Below are 17,791 nucleotides of genomic sequence, written 5' to 3'. Positions count from 1 at the left end.
TTGGGGTTCGTTCCTCACCCCAACCTACCGGACTTGGCGCCGCGATCGTACTGCTCGGTGGAACCGGACAGCACTTCGATAATCAACACCGGATTGAGCAGCGTATCGACTTCCGCGTCCTCGAATTGCGGGTCTGCGCAGGCCGCCACGATGTCCGGATAGGTGTACATACCGGTTTCGCTGACCTTGACGCGCATAGTGTTGTTATAGACCTCACAGTGCGTCCCACGCAGGTGCGCATGGAGTGCCGAAAAGGTATTTCCGCATACCAGGTGATGTTCCCGGCTGGCCCCGGTCATGGCAAAAATCTCGCCGTCGAAAAACGCGTGGCGGGTGTCCTGCCGGCGTTCCCAGGCCAGATAGTCCTGCGGTGTGAGGCGTGGCTGCGGCTATGTGCTCATGGTTTGATCCTCGGTAAACCGTCAACGGGTTGAAGGGCCTGCCTGCCCTTTCTGCCGCCCCCTGATTCGAGTACATTAACCGACACTCTTGCGCAGACTTCAACAACAATCAAGCGCGGTATCGCGATGGACCAAGACGGCTTCCAAACCCACTCGATCAGGCGCCCCGGCGCGCTGATGTCATCGGCGCCCGGGGCAGGATCGAACACCTGGTCGAAATGACCGACAGCCATTCGCAGTGCCGCCGGACGCAGGAGGATCTGCGCCGCCTGGGCCGCACTCACGCCGTGCTCTCCCGCTGCAATCGCAGCCTCGCCCGCGCCTTGGACGAACGTGCGCTCCTGTATGCCTTCTGCGCCAACCTGGTCGAGGTTGGCGGCTACGGCTTCGCGTGGGTCGGCTACGCCGGCGAGCGTCGCGGGGCGCTGCTCCGCTTGGCGAGCCATGCGGGCGGAGGCGACGCGACCTTCGCCGCCGCGGTCCTGGCCTGCGCCAACGTCGGCGACCGACGCAGTGCCTGCCGTGTCGCCTGCGAGTCCGGGGCACCGGTCGTCCTGCGCGACCTGTCCGTCCCATCCGCCCTCGCCCCCTGGGCCGACGCGGCCTTGGGCCAGGGCTATCGCTCCATGATCGCACTGCCCCTGCGGGCCGACCAGGCACCCTTCGGCAACTTCAGCATCTTCGCGGACATGCCCGACGCCTTCGACGCGCCGGAGGTGGCCTTGCTCGCCGAGTTGGCCGACGACCTTGCTTTCGGTATCCAGACGGTACGGACCCGCGACGCACAAGCCCAACAGCTGCGCCGCCTGCGCAACGATGCCGAGCGGGAGGCCCGCGGACACCTGGCGGCAACCCTGCACGACGGCGTCGGTCAGACCATGCAGGCGCTCAACCTGGGCCTCAAGCAGGCGCGAACGCTCGCCGAGTGCGCAGCGACGGTGCCGGTCGCGCTCTTGGATCGGCTGATCGATGAGGCCGGCGAGGCGTTGCGGGAACTGCGCGCCGTCAGTTGCGAACTGCGGCCCTTGTTCTTGGAGCGCCTGTCGCTGCTCGATGCCATCCGCCATCAGTGCAACGAGACCGCCCAGCGCACCGGCATCAGTATCCGGGTCAGCGCCGCCGACTGCGCCTTCACCCTGGACGATCAGGTTAAGGAACAATGCTTCCTCGCCTTCCGCGAGGCCTTATCGAACGCCGTGCGCCACGCCGCCGCCAGCCGCATCGACGTCCTCCTGCGGGTGCGTACCAACGACCGGCTGATCCTGGTCATCAGCGACAACGGGCGGGGCTTCGACACCCACCCCACCGGCGCAGGTCCCGCGGGGCTCGGGTTGTGCATGATCCGGGAGCGCGCCGCCGGCGTCCACGGCCGCTCGTGCGTGCGCAGCAGCCCCAGCAAGGGGACCACGGTACGGATTTGCGTTCCCTTGACCAAGGACCCCATCCTGTGTCCGTAAGCGTCATCCTCGCCGAAGACCACGCCATCGTCCGCCAGGGCCTCGCCGCCCTGCTCCAGGCCGAGCCGGACATCGCCCTGCTTGGCCAGGCCGCCGATGGCGCGGCCGCCTGGAGCATGATCGCGGCGCACCAACCGGACATCGCCATCCTGGACCTCTCCATGCCCCAGGCCACCGGCATCGAGATCACCCGCCGGGTCGAGGCCGCCGCGCTCGACACCCGCTGCCTGCTGCTCACCATGCACGACGACCCCGCCGCCGCGCTGGAAGCCCAAGAGGCAGGCGCGGCCGGCTACGTCCTCAAGGACAACTCCTTCGAGGACCTGGTGTTGGCGGTGCGCAGCATCGCCGCCGGCGGGACCTTCGTCAGCCCCTCCATCCGCGCCAAGCTGCGCGCCCTGCAGCGCAACGGCCAGACGCATCCCGCCTTGTCCGACCGCGAGCGGGAAGTGCTCCGCCTGGTCGCCCTGGGCCATAGCAGCAAGGAGATCGCCCGCCTCCTCGCCATCAGCCCCCGCACCGTGGATACCTACCGTAGCCGGCTGATGCACAAGCTGGGGCTGCACTCCGTGGCGGATGTGGTGCGGTATGCGGTGCAGGGGGGGATGTTGGGGTGAGGCGGGGCTGCGCACGCGCGCGCTCCGCAGCGTGCCGCGGCGCGGCGCGGCGACCAGAAGCATTGCTTGTCAGTATTTTTGCTTACAGCAATGTCAGTCGATATCTCCACTGTAAGACTCGCTGCTCCATCGTATCTTTACGATGCGACTGCGCCAAAGATTGGTGACAACGAGGTCGCACCTTACTCGCAAACCACGGAGAGCGACGATGGCCGCTTTGAACGGTAAATGGTCTTGTTGGAGCTTCTGCCCCCAACCAGGTACGGCAACAACGCCGCCACAGATCGCAGCCCTATGGGCTCCGCCAGGCGTACTTGAGGTCACGACCGACGGCAGCGGCCAAGTGACCGGCACGCTCACATTTGCACCGGGTGTTGCCCTCAACGTCACCGGGGCTGTGACGGCGGCCCTCGAAAATCTTCCAGAGGGCATCGAGCTGACTGGCGAGGGACTCTCCGCGGTATACAAGATCCGCGGATTCTTCATTACCGGCGGCAAGCATGTGGTCGGGACCGTGGTGGCCATCCAAAATGACCTCGCAAAGCAGCCCGTCGGCACCGCCGGGCCTTTCATTCTGTTTCAGCCCTGAGTGGAGGCAACCGTGGCCAAGTGTCCTTTCGCAACCCAGAAGCCGATCTCTGGCGCTGTCGGGTCCTATACCGGGGGGCCATTCAAGATCGTGCACCACACGACCGAAGGGCCGTCTGCAGCGGGCGCCTTTGCGGCCTTCGAGAACAATAGGTCAGACCCCCACTTCACGGTCGACAGTGCCACGATCTATCAGCATATCGATACCAATAAAGCGGCACGGTCGCTACGAAACGCCAGTGGCGGGGTTCAGACGAATCGCGACTCGGCCATTCAGATCGAAGTCGTCGGCTTTGCCGGGAAGGCCAAATCCAGGGCCACCCTGCTGAATGTGGCCAAGCTCTGTCGCTGGATCGAGGGGGAGCATGGCGTGCCGCGTGACTGGCCGAATGGGCTGCCGAAGCCATCCACCAACGGTCACGACCCGGGCGGTCATAACCGCAACGCGGCCAACTGGAACAGTCTTGGCGGCCACTACGGGCACTCCCAAGTCCCGGAGAATACGCACTGGGATCCCGCCTATACGGACGCCGAGGTCGCTCTCCTGATGGGGGTCGAGTTCGATACCGGCGAGGCGATGATGAGCGTTGGCATCGCCGAGGTCTTTGCGCAGATCCCGGAGTCGGAAGCGGAACTGGCAGCGTTCGAGAGCACCATGCCGGACCACGCCGTGGTCGATTCTGATAGCGAACCGGAGAGCGAATCGGCATTGCTGGACGAGGAGTCAGCCCAACCCGCCGGCCCGCATACACCGGTCAACAATTTCGGCAGCGAGACGGCAGAGGCATTTGCAGAGCAATTCCAGCCGTCCTCGGCGGGAGACGAGGACGGTGCATCAGGCGCGATCGATGTAGACGAGGAGTCCGTCGCGCGAGCCAGAATGGCACTCACCGCCGAAATCGGCTGGGTCGTACCCGATACCTCAAAACTCGCCGATATCGGTGCGGCTTCTTTGGTCTTCGGTGAACCGGCTTCCAGCGCAGAGAAGCCGGAGTTCACCACAGAGTCTGTACACGGAACGGATGAGCGCATCCCGATCACTGAGACCAGCACCTTCCCATGGCGCGTGCATGCCTCACTGCTGATCATTGCCCGGGACAATTCCCGTTGGGTCGGCACGGCCTGGTTCATTGGCCCGCGAACCCTTGTGACCGCCGGGCATTGCGTCTATATCACGCACAGTGGAGTGCCGGGCCGCGACGGCTGGGTCAAGAGCATCCAGGTGATGCCGGGGCGCAACGGCGACGAATTGCCGTTCGGGATGGTGACCGCCACCCAGTTCTGGAGTGTGGAGGGCTGGACCGATGCCGGTGACCAAAATTACGACTATGCCGCGATCATCATCCCGACTGATCTCGGCACCAGGGTCGGTCACCTCGGGATTGGCCTGTTCAGTGATGCCACGCTGCAAGCGGCCAAGGCCAATATTTCCGGCTACCCGGCGGACAAGCCGGGGGGAACCCAGTGGTATGACAAGCGTAAGATCGCTTCGGTGACACCGAACAAGCTGTTCTATGAGGCCGATACGGCGGGTGGTCAGAGCGGGGCGGCGGTCTATGTGATCAAGGGTGGTGACCGAATCGCCGTTGGCGTGCATGCCTATGGCGGTGCGACCACCAACTCGGGGACGCGCATCTCGGCACCGGTCTATACGAACCTCAACCATTGGAAGGTCTGAGGAGGCCACGCCGCCATGGGGATCATTCGCGGCAGGGTCATCGACGCCGCGGGGCGCCCCGTGGAGGGGGTCGCTGTCTTTGTTGTACAGGCCCCGGCGAGCCTGCCCGACATCGCCCTGCTGTCGGGCGCGGACGGCACCTTCATCTTGAACGCCGTGACGGCCCTCGGCACCTACCGCCTGGGGGCACGCGCCGCCGACCTGCAAGGCGAAACCGAGTTCAGCATCGGTGCGGACGACGCCACCGTGGATGTTGAAATCGCCATCGGCGCCGGTCGCACTTAGGAATTCCTGATCTGTTGCTGTCGTGTGATCAACTGCCACGCTGGCGGAGAGCAAAGCCATGTCGAACGACGAAACCCTGTCCTTCCCGGATGAGGTCTATCCGCTGCTCGGGTACCGCGAGGGCTCGCAACTCATGACCGGGCTCGCCCCCGAACTCGGTGCCCAGGCCGCACCGTCGCCAGCGGATGCGCTGGTCGCACGACTCTCGCTACGCAGCCGCGAATTGATCGTTCGCTACGAGACCGGCGGCAAGGACTACTACAACCGCGTCATCGCCGAGCGGCCCATTTGGCCGGGCGGGGCGTCCGGGGTCACCATCGGCTGCGGCTATGACCTTGGCTATAACGCGAAGAGTGATTTCCGCAATGATTGGGGACGCCATCTGAGCGCGTCCGACGTCGCCTTGTTGGGGCGCACCATCGGACTGACTGGCCCATCCGCCCGGACGGCACTCGGGCGGGTCGACCACATTCGTATCCCCTGGGGGGTCGCGCTCGATGTCTTCGATGCAACCACCTTGCCCAAATTTACCGTCCTGACCTTCGAGCGCCTGCCCGAATTGTTGGGTCTGGCCGATGCCGGCCTGCACGGCGACTGTCTCGGCGCCTTGGTCAGCCTGGTGTTCAACCGCGGGGCATCGTTCCGCAAGGCCGGAGATCGGTATCAGGAAATGCGGGCGATCCGCCAGGCGATTGAACGGGGCACCAGCGCCAGCCTGGGGGAGATTCCGCGACATCTGCGCGACATGAAGCGAATCTGGCAGGACCAGGGACTGAGCGGCCTGCTGGCCCGCCGCGAGGACGAGGCCAAGCTCTTTGAGCGCGGCCTGGGAGCAACGCCTCGCCTCTCGGTGGCCGAGGTCCGTACCATGGGTGCAATCCCGACCACCGCATCGGTGCTGGAGTTGGCACAGCAGGACGAGGACGCGCCCGAACTCTTCGACGCGCTGGATGCCTTGACCCAAGACGCGCGCGACGCATTGCTCGCGGAACCCGGAGCAGGCGAGGAAACCGCCGAAGTGTCACCGGGCTTCGTGATCGAAAGCGCCCGCAGTTTCGACCGGGCCGACGTCGCCTGGGTGAGGGATGATCGGGATCATCCGGACTATCGCCACCTTCCCCCGGATGCGGCCAAGTCGACCTTCGTCCTCACGCCGGAGGATCTGGATCGGATGATCGCGGCAAACCGATTCCAACCCCAAGTGGGTAGCCATGGCAAAATCGTATTCGCCCTGCGCGGGGCGCTGCTGGTTGGGTCCGGCAACTCCCAGGAAGGTCGCACGACGCTGTCACTACGGGACGCGCGCCCGGACCATCGAACCTTCCGCTGCGTCATCGGGGTCTATGATCGCACGAACCAGCGACTCAGCGGCTATACCGCCTCGACGGTACCGAACGCGGGCGGGGTGGCGTCATACTACCGGCTGATGAATGGCGGCCAAGGGGCCAAGGCGAACCTGCTGCCCACCGGCTGCTATGAACTCTGCGTGGGGACCCATTTTGGCTCGGTGACGGTCAAGGGTGTCTTGCGCCTCGGCAATGGTCCAGTCCCTGCGAATGCCGGCCAAGCCACGGTGCTGCGCAGCCGCGACGACGTGACCTTCAGTACCCGTGACCGCTGGGATAACTGCAAGCCGGCAGACAATGTCCATCCGGCCTTCGGCACCACCACGTTCTCTTCACTGGGGTGCCTGACGATCATGGGCTCCTATCGGGGAAGTGCCGGTCACACCGGGGAATGGGCGAAGTTTCGCACTGCGGCGGGCCTGGACAGCGGCAATGGCGAGGGGACGCGCTTCGATCTGGTGCTGCTGACCGGACTCGATGCCGCCACGGCTGCCGCCATGCGCACCGCGGGGGCATCGACTGACGCGATCAAAGAGGCACTGACCGGTCTGCGGCATGGCTCAAAAGGTGACGAGGTCAAACGCTTGCAGCAGAAGCTGGGCATCGACGCCGATGGCGATTTCGGGCCAGGCACCAAACTGGCCCTCTGCAAGGCGCAGTTTGAGAAACTGGGCCTGGCGACCGGTGTGTATTCGGTTGAGATCGATGATGACCTGGGGTTTGGTATCTTCTAGGCGCGGCGCGCCACTGGCGACGCAAGCCGTGCGTCGACGGGCCCCGGAACGGTGGGGTACAGAGGACACGCCACCGTCTGGATGCTTGGTTTTTCAGTCCAACGATCATTTTCGGGAGAAATTTGATGGCCCGCAAACACGCCGCAAACCCAACACCGCCAGCGCGGACGACCAATCCCGTGCCCGACCTCGGTGGCGAACAGCCCGGTGAATTCACTGGTCGCTACCTGGTGCTCATGCAGACGGACGGGATGAAGGAAGGGCTCCAAATCATCAGGGCCGCGACTGGCCTGGGTCAGGTTTGCAACGCCGCGGACTACGAGGATGGCGCCGTAGACATGGCTGAATCCGACGCGGCGGAGGTCTTGGTACTCGACCAACTGTCTATTGCCGTGGTCGACACTGATCCAACCCAAGCGGGAAGTCTCCTGGCCGCCGAGGCGGACGACAATGCGATCCTGGCCGTGGAGCCGGAGCGTATCATACACGCCATCTCCGCACACGAAAACACGGGCACTGTTGAGTTCCCCTTCGATTATCTGAAGGGTTACCGGGACGCGGTGAACCATTTGTATGACTCGCTGACAGGGGCCCCTGGCGAAAGTGGGGCCGATTTCGCAGAGGCCGCCATGGACAGCGCACGACTGACCTGGGGGCTGCAGGCCACCCTGGTCGGCCAATCGCGCTTCAGTGGGCGGGGGATCCGAGTGGCCGTGCTGGATACCGGCCTGGATCTGGCGCACCCCGATTTCGCCGGAAGGAGTATCAACAGCCAATCGTTCGTCACCGGCGAGGCGGTCCAAGATAGAAACGGACACGGTACGCACTGCATTGGGGCCGCTATGGGGCCTAAGTCGCCGCCAACTGGCGTCCGCCGCTACGGCTGCGCCTTCGGGTCTGAGATCTTCGTCGGCAAGGTGCTGTCGAACCAAGGCTCCGGCACGGACAGATCGATTCTGACGGGCATCAACTGGGCGCTGACCAACAAGTGTCGGGTCATCTCGATGTCACTTGGTGCCCGGTGCCGGCCTGGCGATCCGTTTTCCCAAATTTACGAGTCTATCGCCCAGAGCGCGCTACAGTCCAACCCCGGCACCCTGATCATCGCCGCCGCCGGCAATAACAGCCGCTTGCCAAACGGTCGACGCCAAGAGCCGCCGAACCCGGTGAGCCATCCGGCCAATTGCCCCTCGATCATGGCGGTGGCGGCGTTGGACGCGAACTTCCGGATTGCGCCGTTCTCGGATGGCGGGATCAATCCAAACGGCGGCGGGGTCGATATCGCCGGCCCCGGGGTCAGCGTCTTCTCGAGTTACCCCATGAACCAGGGTGGCCATACCTCGCTCTCTGGCACCAGTATGGCGACCCCGCATGTGGCCGGTATCGCAGCGATGTGGCTGGAGGCCCGGGGCCCAGGCACACCGGCTCAGGCACTGTGGCAGTTGCTGACCGGTAATGCGCGCCGGATGGCTCTGCCAAGCCGCGATGTCGGCGCCGGCTTGGTGCAAGCACCGCAGTGATTCCCTGCCGCCCCAGGGCGGCGGCCCACGGCGCGGCCCCTTGCAATACCATACCCTGATCGAGGCATCTCGTGACTGTAACAAAACTCCTGGCGGTCAACGTGAAGATCGACGGCGATTACCTGGACCGGCTCCACGAAGTGGTCGGCAAGCTCCAGAACGAGGGGTTTGTCCTGTCCGAGTCGTTGGACGCAATCGGCGTGCTGATCGGCTCGGTCCCCGCCGCAGCGCTGGGAAAACTATCCGCCGTCCAGGGCGTCTCAGCGGTCGAGAAAAGCCGTTCGGACTACCACACCCAAGAGCCATGAGGTACTGCCGCCACGGCGCCCATCAGATTCTCGTCGGTGCTGCTGCCGGAATCGCGCTCAGCGGTTGCGCGATTCACTACACCGACCCTAATGGGGTAGACCGGATCATCGGAATGGTCAACATGCGGTTGGATGTACCGCCAATCGACGGGCTTGACAGATCAACCTTCGCCGGTCGGGTCATTGACATCCAGACGCTCGGCGTCGCGGTCATTGCGACGGATACCGGTACCGGGGTTTCACTCGGGTATAACCGGGAACGCTCGGGATATCTGCGTAATAACGCCATAGTGTGTGGTAATCCACTAGAATTATCGACGCCGACGAGGAGTGCGCAATGAGTATTCAAGCCAAGATCGTCGCTTCTACGATCATGATGCAAGGACTGATGGGCTGTGCCTCCGAGGAACGGCTGGTCTTCGTGACTTCCACTTCGCTGGATATCGGCTACGATGCAACCTCCGGGGCGGCCAACATCGGCTACAACCGTGAAGAGGCCGTCATCGGACCCCACTATACGGAAAGCGGTCGTGTGCCCCCCGTGTATGCGCGGCTGGCCTCTAACGGAGGGTTCTTCAAAGCCAAGGTCAGCCAGATCTATGGCACTGGAAAAGCGGCGGTGATAGCAACCAGATCAGCCGGTCTCGATTGCGTCGGCGGCATCGCAGATGAAGAACCCTACGGGGGTAACCGAAAGGTATTGATATTTGGGACAACGACGAATATTGGACTGCACGTCAGATACGTACAGGGTGCAGCGCCGGAAAGCGTCAGCCTCGGCTTCAAGCGGAAAGAGTTCTCATGGGTTCCGCTTAATCGACGACAACCTGACGGCACGCACATCGCGGACAGCTACCCCTCGTTGCTGGCGCGCGTTGAACTCGACTACAACGTAGCGCCGGGTGCCTCGGACTCCGAGTTCGATATCGGACAGTTCATCGCGACCGGTCAGGCGGCGGAGAATCTGGCATGTAAGGAGGGGGGCATGACAGCGAATACCGAGCTATCGCCAGCAGGGGGACGCGCGGCCAATCCTAGCGCGGCCCTGCTGACGATCCTCGATTCCCCAATCGATCCGCTCAGATCGCGGGAGAACGGCGGCCCATAATCTGGCGTGCGCCCTGCAGAACGTGCCCTTCCAGATTCCAGACGGCCGTTATTAGAGAAGCCATATGCATCCATTCGTCTGTTCGGCAGTGAAAACGAGGCGCATCAAGATCTTGTCGCTCATCCTTGTGGCAGTCATGACCCCGCCCGCCATCGCGCAACCGTTGGCGACGCAGACCTTGGGGCATAAACCGCTGTGTGAGCCTTCTGCGGCGTTGATTATCGACTGTCCGGACAAGCATGGGCGATGCCTGTTGGTCGGTGACAATGAAATACGCGAGGCACTGTTATTGTTTGATGTGACAGGTTCCGGTGTCGATCCCAACAGCCAGCGTCCGCTGGCTCTTGACGATGCCACTGAGCTATCGGACATCGAGGCCTTGGCGTCATTGTCCAACAGCGGCATCGGCGTCTTCGCATCACATGGGCGAAACTCGGACTGCGAAGCGAAGAAGAACCGAAGGCGATTCGGTGTCATTGATACGCTGATTACCACACCTGTTGCAGTAACAGTAACTGAGTCCAAGCGGATCGACTGCGCTGGCCTGTTCGGCTCATCCACACCCGATGAGGCACTCATCAAATCCGTCTGTGCGGCAATCACCGAAGCTGAGCAGGCTGCCGATGCGGTTGTTGCAAAGGCCGGCGGAAAACCGCAATGTAATGAAACGCATGCTTACAATGCGGAGGGAGCCGTCAATTTCTCCGACACCGCGGCGGCGGATCTGTGGATCGGACTGCGGTCACCATTGCTGCCCGTACATCCGACGGATAACGGCAGACGAAACCTTGCCGTGTTGATGCACATGCAAGGAGTGGGCGCCTACTCCTTCGACCGGATCGCGATACTCGATATGGGCGGGCGCGGTATTCGCGACCTGGCCTACGGGGATGGCTGGGTCTGGGTGATCGCCGGCCCGCCGGAGGATCAAGCCGAGGGGTCAGAACAGCCCTTTGAACTCAGGCGGTTCTCGCCGGACGCGCTGAAGGCCGGAACGACCATTGTCCCCGAGGTTATCAATCGCAACCTGCCTCCCTCATCGGAGGGCCTGGCGATCTTCAACCACCAGGCAATCGTCCTCGTTGACGGCGACGCGGGCGATGATGACGCATCGAGCGCTTGTGGACGTGACGCCAAGGTCGTGATGATACCGTTAGCGCATGAACCATAGACGATGCAGTTCGTTGAACCTGCATCCGCCATACGCTCATCGAAAGCAACCCCAGGTGCCGTCACGCCAGGCAAAGCGCATCGTGTCGGCATTGAAGACAATTTGAGAGCAAGAAAGCAATGGCACGCGGCACCTTCAGACCCTCCATCGCGACCTGGCGGGATTACATCAACGACCAGGGCTTTCCATCCTTTCCCGATCAGAACCTGTTGGCTGAGGGCGACTCCTGGTTCACGATCAGCGGCCTGCCGGCCTATAACCTGCTCTTTGAGCTGCGCTTCCGCAAGCAGACGCGCATTGTGAGCTGCGCACTGCCGGGGGACACGATCAAGCATATGTCGGAGATCGTGAGGAACCCACAGTTGCGCGCGGCCATGGGCGCCGACGGCGGGCGCTGGGATGCGATCCTGCTGAGTGCCGGCGGCAATGACCTCATCGACGCGGCCGATGAGATTCTGCTGCCAAAGGCGCGGCGTTCTGCGAATCCTCAGGGTCCGCGGGACTACTGCGACGGTCCACTGCTCGACAACCTGATCAAAGAGATTCAAACCGGGTACCGTCGGATCGCCGACGCCCGCGATGCCCCCGGCGCCGCGGCCCGAGGCGTTCCCATGCTGACCCATACCTATGACTACGCGACCCCGCGCAACGCTCCGGCCCGCTTTTTCTTCGGACACCTGGGGCCCTGGCTCTTTCCGGCATTGAAGGACCGCGAGGTTCCCAGCACGGATTGGGTTCCGGTGGCGGACTACCTGACCGACGCCCTCGCCGAGGGCATCCTCGCGTTGACCTCCGGCGGCAATGATATTCCGGCTTTTCACGTGGTGGATACGCGCCACAGCCTGACCCGCGCCGACCGCAAAGATCGCGGCGACAGCCACGATTGGCAAAACGAGATTCACCCGAACGGCGGCGGCTACGAGAAGTTGGCGAGACGCATAGAACCGATTCTGGACGGGTTGCTTCCTTAGGCCATGATCGCCGTTCCGGCCAGAGGGATTCGGTGGACTGCGCTAGCGATTGTCCACGGCCGGAACGATGATCACGGCCGCCACGCGGATCAGGATCCTGACCCGCCGGCCCCCTCGATGGCGCGCAACTCAACCCGACTGTTACCCAACTCGATCAGATCACCGACCGCCAGGCGCTGCTCTGAGAGAATGCGCACCTGATTCACGAAGGTTCCGTTCGCGCTGTTGAGATCGGTGAGGGTCACGAAGGGTACCTGATCCGCCGCGATGACGCTGAGCCGCGCGTGTTTGCGGGAGACGCAGTCGTCTGTGAGTTGCAGGTCCGCGTCGTCCGCACGCCCGATCGTGGCCGACCGGTGGACATGAAGCACGCGCTCGCCACCCGCACCGGCCGGCAATGCGATAAAGAGCCGCAGATTGGCTTGGCGGGTCTCCCGGATGATGGTGGTTCGCTCCAAGTCCGCTTGAGGCGGCGGCCGCACCGCGGACTCCGGCGTCGACACCTTACCCTCGACCAAGGCGAGCAGGCGCGCCGCCGCTTGGACGGGGTCGGAGCGAAAGTCGATGTACTGGATGGTTCCGAGTCGCAGGTGGAGTTCACCGGGTTCGCAGCCGCGCGCCATGACCGGGATCACCCGACCGCGCAGATGTTCCAACGCCCAGTGCGTCTCGGACTGGACCCACTCGGACTGCTGGGCGTCCGGGGAGAGGACGACCACGAACCAGTCGGTCTGGGCCAGGGCGCTGCGAATCTGCCGTTCCCAGTCCGCGGCCATGGGGATGTCGGTCGCCGAGCACCAGGCAAAAACACCAGCCTGATCCAGCACCGGCTTGATGTAGGACAGTACAAAGCCAACATCCTTGCTGGAATGACTGATGAAGACCCGTTTCACGATGTCAACCCCGCGGGTTCACAACCTGCTCACAACAGGGGCAGTTCATACCGACCCGCTGCCGCAGCGGTGCGGCAGCCGGGTCGACCGGTTCAAAACCGATAGCCGAAATTCAACTCGAAGCCGTCGATGTCACCCTTCCCGTAAATGTATTTCAGACCGAGACCGAAGGGGTGACTCGCGAGGTTCGGTGCCAGCTTGTCGGCCGAGCGCCGCGGGCCGATGCTGATGCCGATCTCCTGGTAGTTGTCGTTGTAGAGTGCATCGCCGAAAAACCAGGTGCCGGTGACGAAGAAATCGAGGCTGAACTCCCTGCCCCAATAGCGCTTTTGCAGCGGCATGGACAACAGTAGGCCGTTTCGGGTAATGGTGTTTCTCAGATCATAGTCGACATTGACATCGTCGACGCGCACCGGCAGTGTCAGGTAATACCCCAGCAGGTTGCCCATGCTCAGTGAGAATCGGCCGTTATCAAACAGCCGCAGATCACTGGTCAGCGACATCGACAGGAGATGCCCGAGTGATCCGAGATCCCCGGAGCCGGCGATGCCGTAAGCCAGTGATGGCGTCAACGCCCAGCGGGAGAAAATTGCCTTCTTGTAACTCAGTCCTAATTGTCCGCGGTACGACGTAGCGCCCTGAATTTCGATGTAGGTCAGCGGTAACCGTACGATGAGGCTATCATAGTTGGCAAAAGTATAGGCATAAGATAATGGCAGAGTAAAAACATTTTGCGCGATGTTAGCCACTTCATAACGGCCGAAACGCAGGCCCGCACTGAAGGAGCTTCCAGGCGCCGTGGAGTTGTACGCCGGATCCACCCCCACGGCAAAGTCGTCAGCCACCATCTCGCTCTGCAGACTCGCCGGATTTCCCGCCAAAGGATCGACAGGCGACACCGCGAGCAACTGACCAAGAAGACCACTACCGTTACCGTTTTGGTTGAGGTAATCTCGCAGCAGTTGATTGCTGGCATCCCTTGTGCCGCCGTCGAAGGTCTCGTTGATGCCGAGGCTAGGAACAGTAAAGTAAAGGACGGTCGAATTGCGGGCGTACCCCAAAGTTACCGGTAACCCGCGAAGATCGATCCGAAACTCCCCGGCCGATGTCTCCTGATCGTAGCCGGAAAATCGGGATGTCAGGCGGTTCGAATCGACAGCATTGAACACTTCAGCAATCGAGTTGGCACCGACGGTGGCTACCTCACCTTCGACACATAGGGCAATATTAAAAATGCTGGTGTTCGGTGGCGCGGAGCACGACTGCCCAAAAACCGTCGTGGCCATCAACAAAAGCGCGCTGCAAGCCACCACGGAGACTAGAGTCACTATCCTGGCAGACGAATGTTGAGTTTTCATGTTGATACCCCGAGCAGTAATCGATACCGGATTAACGACCTCGGAATAGAGCTGCCGAGTTCGCTGCTACAGCAAACGCCGCCTTAACGCTAGGTTGCCTCCTCGTCTGTTCTCACGCTTCACAAACTGTAAGGGTTTTCGCCCATGACTGACAAGTGCAAACCGACTACCGACCGACCAACACCAGAACACACAAACATCCGGATATTCACGACAGCGTGGACCGACAGTGCTTTCGTCGCCACCCTGGCAACGGCATTGTTGACCGCCGGGTGCGCGATGACTAGTGATATCAAGGGGATGGCGACAACCGGGCTGTCGACGATCACCGGGGGCACGCAACCACAAACACAGACCGCATCCAGCGAGTCACTGACCCCGGCCGAGCAGCGGATGCGCCAGCAAAGCAAAGCCTTCCAGAAAACGGTCTGGGAAGGGGTGTTGATCGGCGCCGGAGCCGGCACCCTGTGGGGGGTCATTCAGGGTGATGAGGCCAAGGATGTGTTACTGAAGGCCGCGATCGGCGGAGCGGTGGGCGGACTCGCGGGCGCCTACATCGCCTCCAAACAAAAACAGTTCTCGAGCAAGGAGGATCAGCTCGACGCGATGATTGCCGACGTCCGTCGCTCCAATCAGGAAACCGAAGACCTGATTGCGAGCGTCCGCCAGGTCATTGCCGAGGACAAGAAACGGCTGGCCGCGGTCGAGCAGCGCTATCGCAAGGGCCAGGCGAGCCAGGCCGAGGTGGCGAGCACACGCAGCCGCATCACCGACAATCAGGCGGTTATCGCCCAGGCGAGCAAAGGCGCACGCGAGAAACAGACCATGTTCCAGGGTGCCGAACGCCAGTATCGGCAGGATAATCCAGGCACCGACACCGGACGTATGCAGCAGGAACTCGCAGCCTATAATAGCAAACTCAAAACCTTGGACAAGCTCGCGGGCAGCGTGGCTGTCGCGTAGGAGGCGGAATGATGATTCATCCGAACACAGCGGGTGTCGGCACCGTCGCCCTTCCCCGCCGATCGACTTGGCGCCGTCCCACGCGTGGCCTGTGCATGGCGACTGCCGGACTGGCGCTCGGCTTGACCGGCTGCGCGACCAGCCCGGACCCGCATCAGGGCGGGTTCGTCAGCGGTATCGTGGGTCTCGCCGGGGGCGACTATCAACGGCGGGTCGACGAACGGGAAAACACCTACCAGGGCGAACTCGATGCCGGACAGCAGCTCAAGGCGCAGGCGCGGGAACTGGAACAGGAGCGGGCCGCGGTACGCTCCGACCTGAACCGGGCGAATGCGCGACTCGCGGACCTGGAGCAGCGCCTGGCACGGCAGCGAGCCGCCCTCAAGGCCCAGGGTGCGGCAGCCAACCGTGCCGAGGCCCAACGCCTCGCCAAAGCCCAGGCGCGGGTGGCCAGCACCAAGGGCAGTTTGCGCGGCATCCGACCCGAAGATCAGTCGGTGACGGACCTGAAAGCGCGCTCGCAAGCGGTGGCGCGGGATCTGGACGAGATCGACACCCTGGTTGCTTCGGTGGGCGGCAAAGGGTTCTGACAGCAGCGCGGCTAAGGTCGTCGGTCCGCACGGCGGACCCTACAGATCGCGGTGTTCCCGTAGGGTCCGCTGTGCGGACCGTCTGCGCTCGATGTTGGTTGGGCGCGGTGGAAGTCTCGTGGTTCAATTCCACCTGAACCTGACCCGTCTGCATCACAGGTCTCCCGCACAGCGCTCATCACACGAAGGAAACGACAGAACATGCTCCAGCGTCACCCATTGACCAAGATCCTGACCGCCGTCCCGCTCCTGCTCGGTGCCGTGGCGGTCTCCGCCGTCTCGGCGACTGAGATCCGTCCGCTGAACACCGCGGTGATCAAGGCCACCACCGGCCTCTGCAACCGCGGAGCCATCTGCCACGTGGACAAGGCGGGTGTCTGGATACCGCCAACGCGAGTGGCGATTATCAGCGTGTTGGCGGCGGAGCAGGCGGAGGTCGCGCTCTACGTGGACCTGGAGGTGAGTACCCGACCGGAGATGTACCAATGCGCGGGCAATGACTCCAACGGCTGTATTTTCCGCATGAAATACGCCGGCCCCGGACTCTATGTCTATGGCGCCAACAACGGGAACACCTATCTGGGTTCCAACGTCACCGACACCAGCATCAGTTTTCCGACCGGATACGGCATCATCGTCCCGGCCGGGACCCCGGTTTATGTCCACCTGGACGTGCGCAACCAGAGCCTGATCGACCTGAAGGTCGACCAGGACGCCTGGATTTACTATGTTCCGGTCGAGTAGGGCTCAATGGCCAGTTCGATCTGACCCGCTGGCCGCTCACGGCCCAGCTTGACCCGCAGACGCGCCTGGCGGCGCTCCCGCTCAGGCCCCGGCGGCAGGGATTCAGCCAACGCCAGGGCCCGGGTCAGGTCGCCGCGGTGGTGCTCGCAGTAACGCGCGAGCGCCGCCCGCGCGGTCGCGTCCCCGCGCGCCGCCAGGGCTTCCCAGATACCGCTCGCCTGCACCCAATCGCCCCCGCGCCGATAAAGCCGCGCCAGATCGTGCAAACCCGCGGCGTCCAGGTCCTGCCGATTGGCGGCCAGGATGCGCAGGGCCCGCGCCGGATCGCGGCGTTGCCAGGCGGCGGCGACCGTCCGGCAGTCCGCCCCGTGGGCGGCCGGGTCGCGATAGACGCCGGCCAGGGCCGGGAGCAGGCCGGCCAGTGAGAGGAGGTCGTCGCGGTTGTGCCGCAGCACGGCGGCCAGCGGGGCGGTCTCCCCGCGGCGCAGCCAGCCCAACCAGGCGGCCGGGGCGGCGGCACCCGGCAGGTCACCGCTGCGCTGAAACCCGAGCAGACGGGACTCGGCGGTGACCAGCCGGCAGTCCGGCCACCGGCGGGCGAAGGCCCGCCGCGTCGGACCGAGCAGATCCAGGTGGGGAAGACCCGCCAGGGGGTCCGTCCGGTTGGCGAGCCGGAAACGGGTGGCGAGCAGCGGCGCGTCGAAGGCACGACCGTTGTAGGTGAGCAGCGCGGCGGGCCTGGTCAGTTCGGCAGCGAGCAAATCCAGATAGACCGGCTCCGCGTCCAACCGGGTCAGCAGATATTGGCGCAGCAGCCACTCCCTGCCATCCGCTCGTAACAAGCCGGTCAGAAAAGCCCAGGTGCCCGTGCCGCCCGCCAGTCCGCTGGTCTCGGTATCGAGACAGAGCCACCCCGTGGCATGGGCTTCTGTGGCATGGGCTTCTGTGGCATGGGCTTCTGTGGCATGGGCTTCTGTGGCATGGGCTTCTGTGGCATGGGCTTCTGTGGCATGGGCTTCTGTGGCATGGGCTTCTGTGGCATGGGCTTCTGTGGCATGG

Annotated in this window: 18 protein-coding genes; 14 read left to right on the top strand and 4 right to left on the bottom strand. The window is 63.3% G+C overall.

Annotated elements, in window-relative coordinates; translation table 11 throughout:
• Window positions 1–14 precede the first annotated feature (14 nt).
• Window positions 15–359 carry a Uma2 family endonuclease gene (locus QZY03_RS18840; RefSeq protein ID WP_295583702.1) on the bottom strand — a complete coding sequence of 115 codons (345 nt, stop codon included), beginning with the start codon at window positions 357–359 and terminating at the stop codon, window positions 15–17.
• 260 nt (window positions 360–619) lie between these two features.
• Between QZY03_RS18840 and QZY03_RS18835 the strand changes: the two genes are divergently transcribed.
• From QZY03_RS18835 to QZY03_RS18785, 11 genes are all read left to right on the top strand, one after another.
• Window positions 620–1,858, top strand: coding sequence for a GAF domain-containing sensor histidine kinase (locus tag QZY03_RS18835; protein ID WP_295583701.1), 1,239 nt, complete (start codon window positions 620–622; stop codon window positions 1,856–1,858).
• Complete coding sequence (locus QZY03_RS18830) at window positions 1,849–2,475, top strand: response regulator transcription factor (RefSeq protein ID WP_295583700.1); 627 nt, start codon at window positions 1,849–1,851, stop codon at window positions 2,473–2,475. Before QZY03_RS18835 ends, QZY03_RS18830 begins: the two co-directional genes overlap by 10 nt.
• A 208-nt stretch (window positions 2,476–2,683) precedes the next feature.
• Window positions 2,684–3,064, top strand: coding sequence for a hypothetical protein (locus tag QZY03_RS18825; protein WP_295583699.1), 381 nt, complete (start codon window positions 2,684–2,686; stop codon window positions 3,062–3,064).
• Between the two features lie 12 nt (window positions 3,065–3,076).
• Entirely contained in the window at window positions 3,077–4,741 is a 1,665-nt protein-coding gene (locus QZY03_RS18820) for an N-acetylmuramoyl-L-alanine amidase (RefSeq protein WP_295583698.1), read from the top strand.
• A 15-nt stretch (window positions 4,742–4,756) separates the two neighbouring features.
• Window positions 4,757–5,026: a carboxypeptidase-like regulatory domain-containing protein gene (locus QZY03_RS18815; RefSeq protein WP_295583697.1), complete on the top strand. Its 270-nt coding sequence runs from the start codon at window positions 4,757–4,759 to the stop codon at window positions 5,024–5,026.
• Window positions 5,027–5,084: 58 nt separating this feature from the next.
• Complete coding sequence (locus tag QZY03_RS18810) at window positions 5,085–7,106, top strand: hypothetical protein (protein WP_295583696.1); 2,022 nt, start codon at window positions 5,085–5,087, stop codon at window positions 7,104–7,106.
• Window positions 7,107–7,231: 125 nt separating this feature from the next.
• The gene (locus tag QZY03_RS18805) at window positions 7,232–8,626 is read left to right on the top strand and encodes a S8 family serine peptidase (RefSeq protein ID WP_295583695.1); all 1,395 of its coding nucleotides are present in this window, start codon (window positions 7,232–7,234) and stop codon (window positions 8,624–8,626) included.
• 71 nt (window positions 8,627–8,697) lie between these two features.
• Entirely contained in the window at window positions 8,698–8,934 is a 237-nt protein-coding gene (locus QZY03_RS18800; protein WP_295583694.1) for a hypothetical protein, read from the top strand.
• A 337-nt stretch (window positions 8,935–9,271) separates the two neighbouring features.
• On the top strand, window positions 9,272–10,042 hold the full coding sequence (locus QZY03_RS18795; protein WP_295583693.1) for a hypothetical protein: 771 nt from the start codon (window positions 9,272–9,274) through the stop codon (window positions 10,040–10,042).
• A 64-nt stretch (window positions 10,043–10,106) separates the two neighbouring features.
• The gene (locus tag QZY03_RS18790; protein ID WP_295583692.1) at window positions 10,107–11,213 is read left to right on the top strand and encodes a hypothetical protein; all 1,107 of its coding nucleotides are present in this window, start codon (window positions 10,107–10,109) and stop codon (window positions 11,211–11,213) included.
• A 119-nt stretch (window positions 11,214–11,332) separates the two neighbouring features.
• Window positions 11,333–12,184: a hypothetical protein gene (locus tag QZY03_RS18785; protein WP_295583691.1), complete on the top strand. Its 852-nt coding sequence runs from the start codon at window positions 11,333–11,335 to the stop codon at window positions 12,182–12,184.
• 89 nt (window positions 12,185–12,273) lie between these two features.
• On the opposite strand, the gene QZY03_RS18780 is transcribed toward QZY03_RS18785, so the two are convergent.
• Window positions 12,274–13,077, bottom strand: coding sequence for a TIR domain-containing protein (locus QZY03_RS18780; protein WP_295583690.1), 804 nt, complete (start codon window positions 13,075–13,077; stop codon window positions 12,274–12,276).
• Between the two features lie 92 nt (window positions 13,078–13,169).
• A complete protein-coding gene (locus QZY03_RS18775) occupies window positions 13,170–14,435 on the bottom strand; it encodes a hypothetical protein (protein WP_295583689.1) in 1,266 nt (421 codons plus the stop codon).
• 279 nt (window positions 14,436–14,714) lie between these two features.
• Between QZY03_RS18775 and QZY03_RS18770 the strand changes: the two genes are divergently transcribed.
• The 3 genes from QZY03_RS18770 to QZY03_RS18760 all read left to right on the top strand — a co-directional run bounded on the left by QZY03_RS18770 (window position 14,715) and on the right by QZY03_RS18760 (window position 16,732).
• Window positions 14,715–15,398: a hypothetical protein gene (locus QZY03_RS18770; protein ID WP_295583688.1), complete on the top strand. Its 684-nt coding sequence runs from the start codon at window positions 14,715–14,717 to the stop codon at window positions 15,396–15,398.
• Between the two features lie 8 nt (window positions 15,399–15,406).
• Entirely contained in the window at window positions 15,407–15,988 is a 582-nt protein-coding gene (locus QZY03_RS18765; RefSeq protein WP_295583687.1) for a hypothetical protein, read from the top strand.
• 201 nt (window positions 15,989–16,189) lie between these two features.
• Window positions 16,190–16,732 (top strand): hypothetical protein, encoded by a 543-nt coding sequence (locus QZY03_RS18760; protein WP_295583685.1) that lies wholly within the window; start codon window positions 16,190–16,192, stop codon window positions 16,730–16,732.
• Here QZY03_RS18760 and QZY03_RS18755 read toward each other — a convergent pair.
• A partial coding sequence (locus tag QZY03_RS18755) for a ribonuclease H-like domain-containing protein (protein WP_295583684.1) occupies window positions 16,714–17,791 on the bottom strand: 1,078 nt, incomplete at its 5' end. The two genes, QZY03_RS18760 and QZY03_RS18755, sit on opposite strands and share 19 nt — an antisense overlap.

The sequence above is a fragment of the uncultured Lamprocystis sp. genome, from assembly GCF_903933125.1.
In the GTDB taxonomy this organism is placed as follows: domain Bacteria; phylum Pseudomonadota; class Gammaproteobacteria; order Chromatiales; family Chromatiaceae; genus Thiodictyon.
Note: the sequence above shows the minus strand (reverse complement) of the source record. Positions and strands in the feature narration are given on the sequence as shown.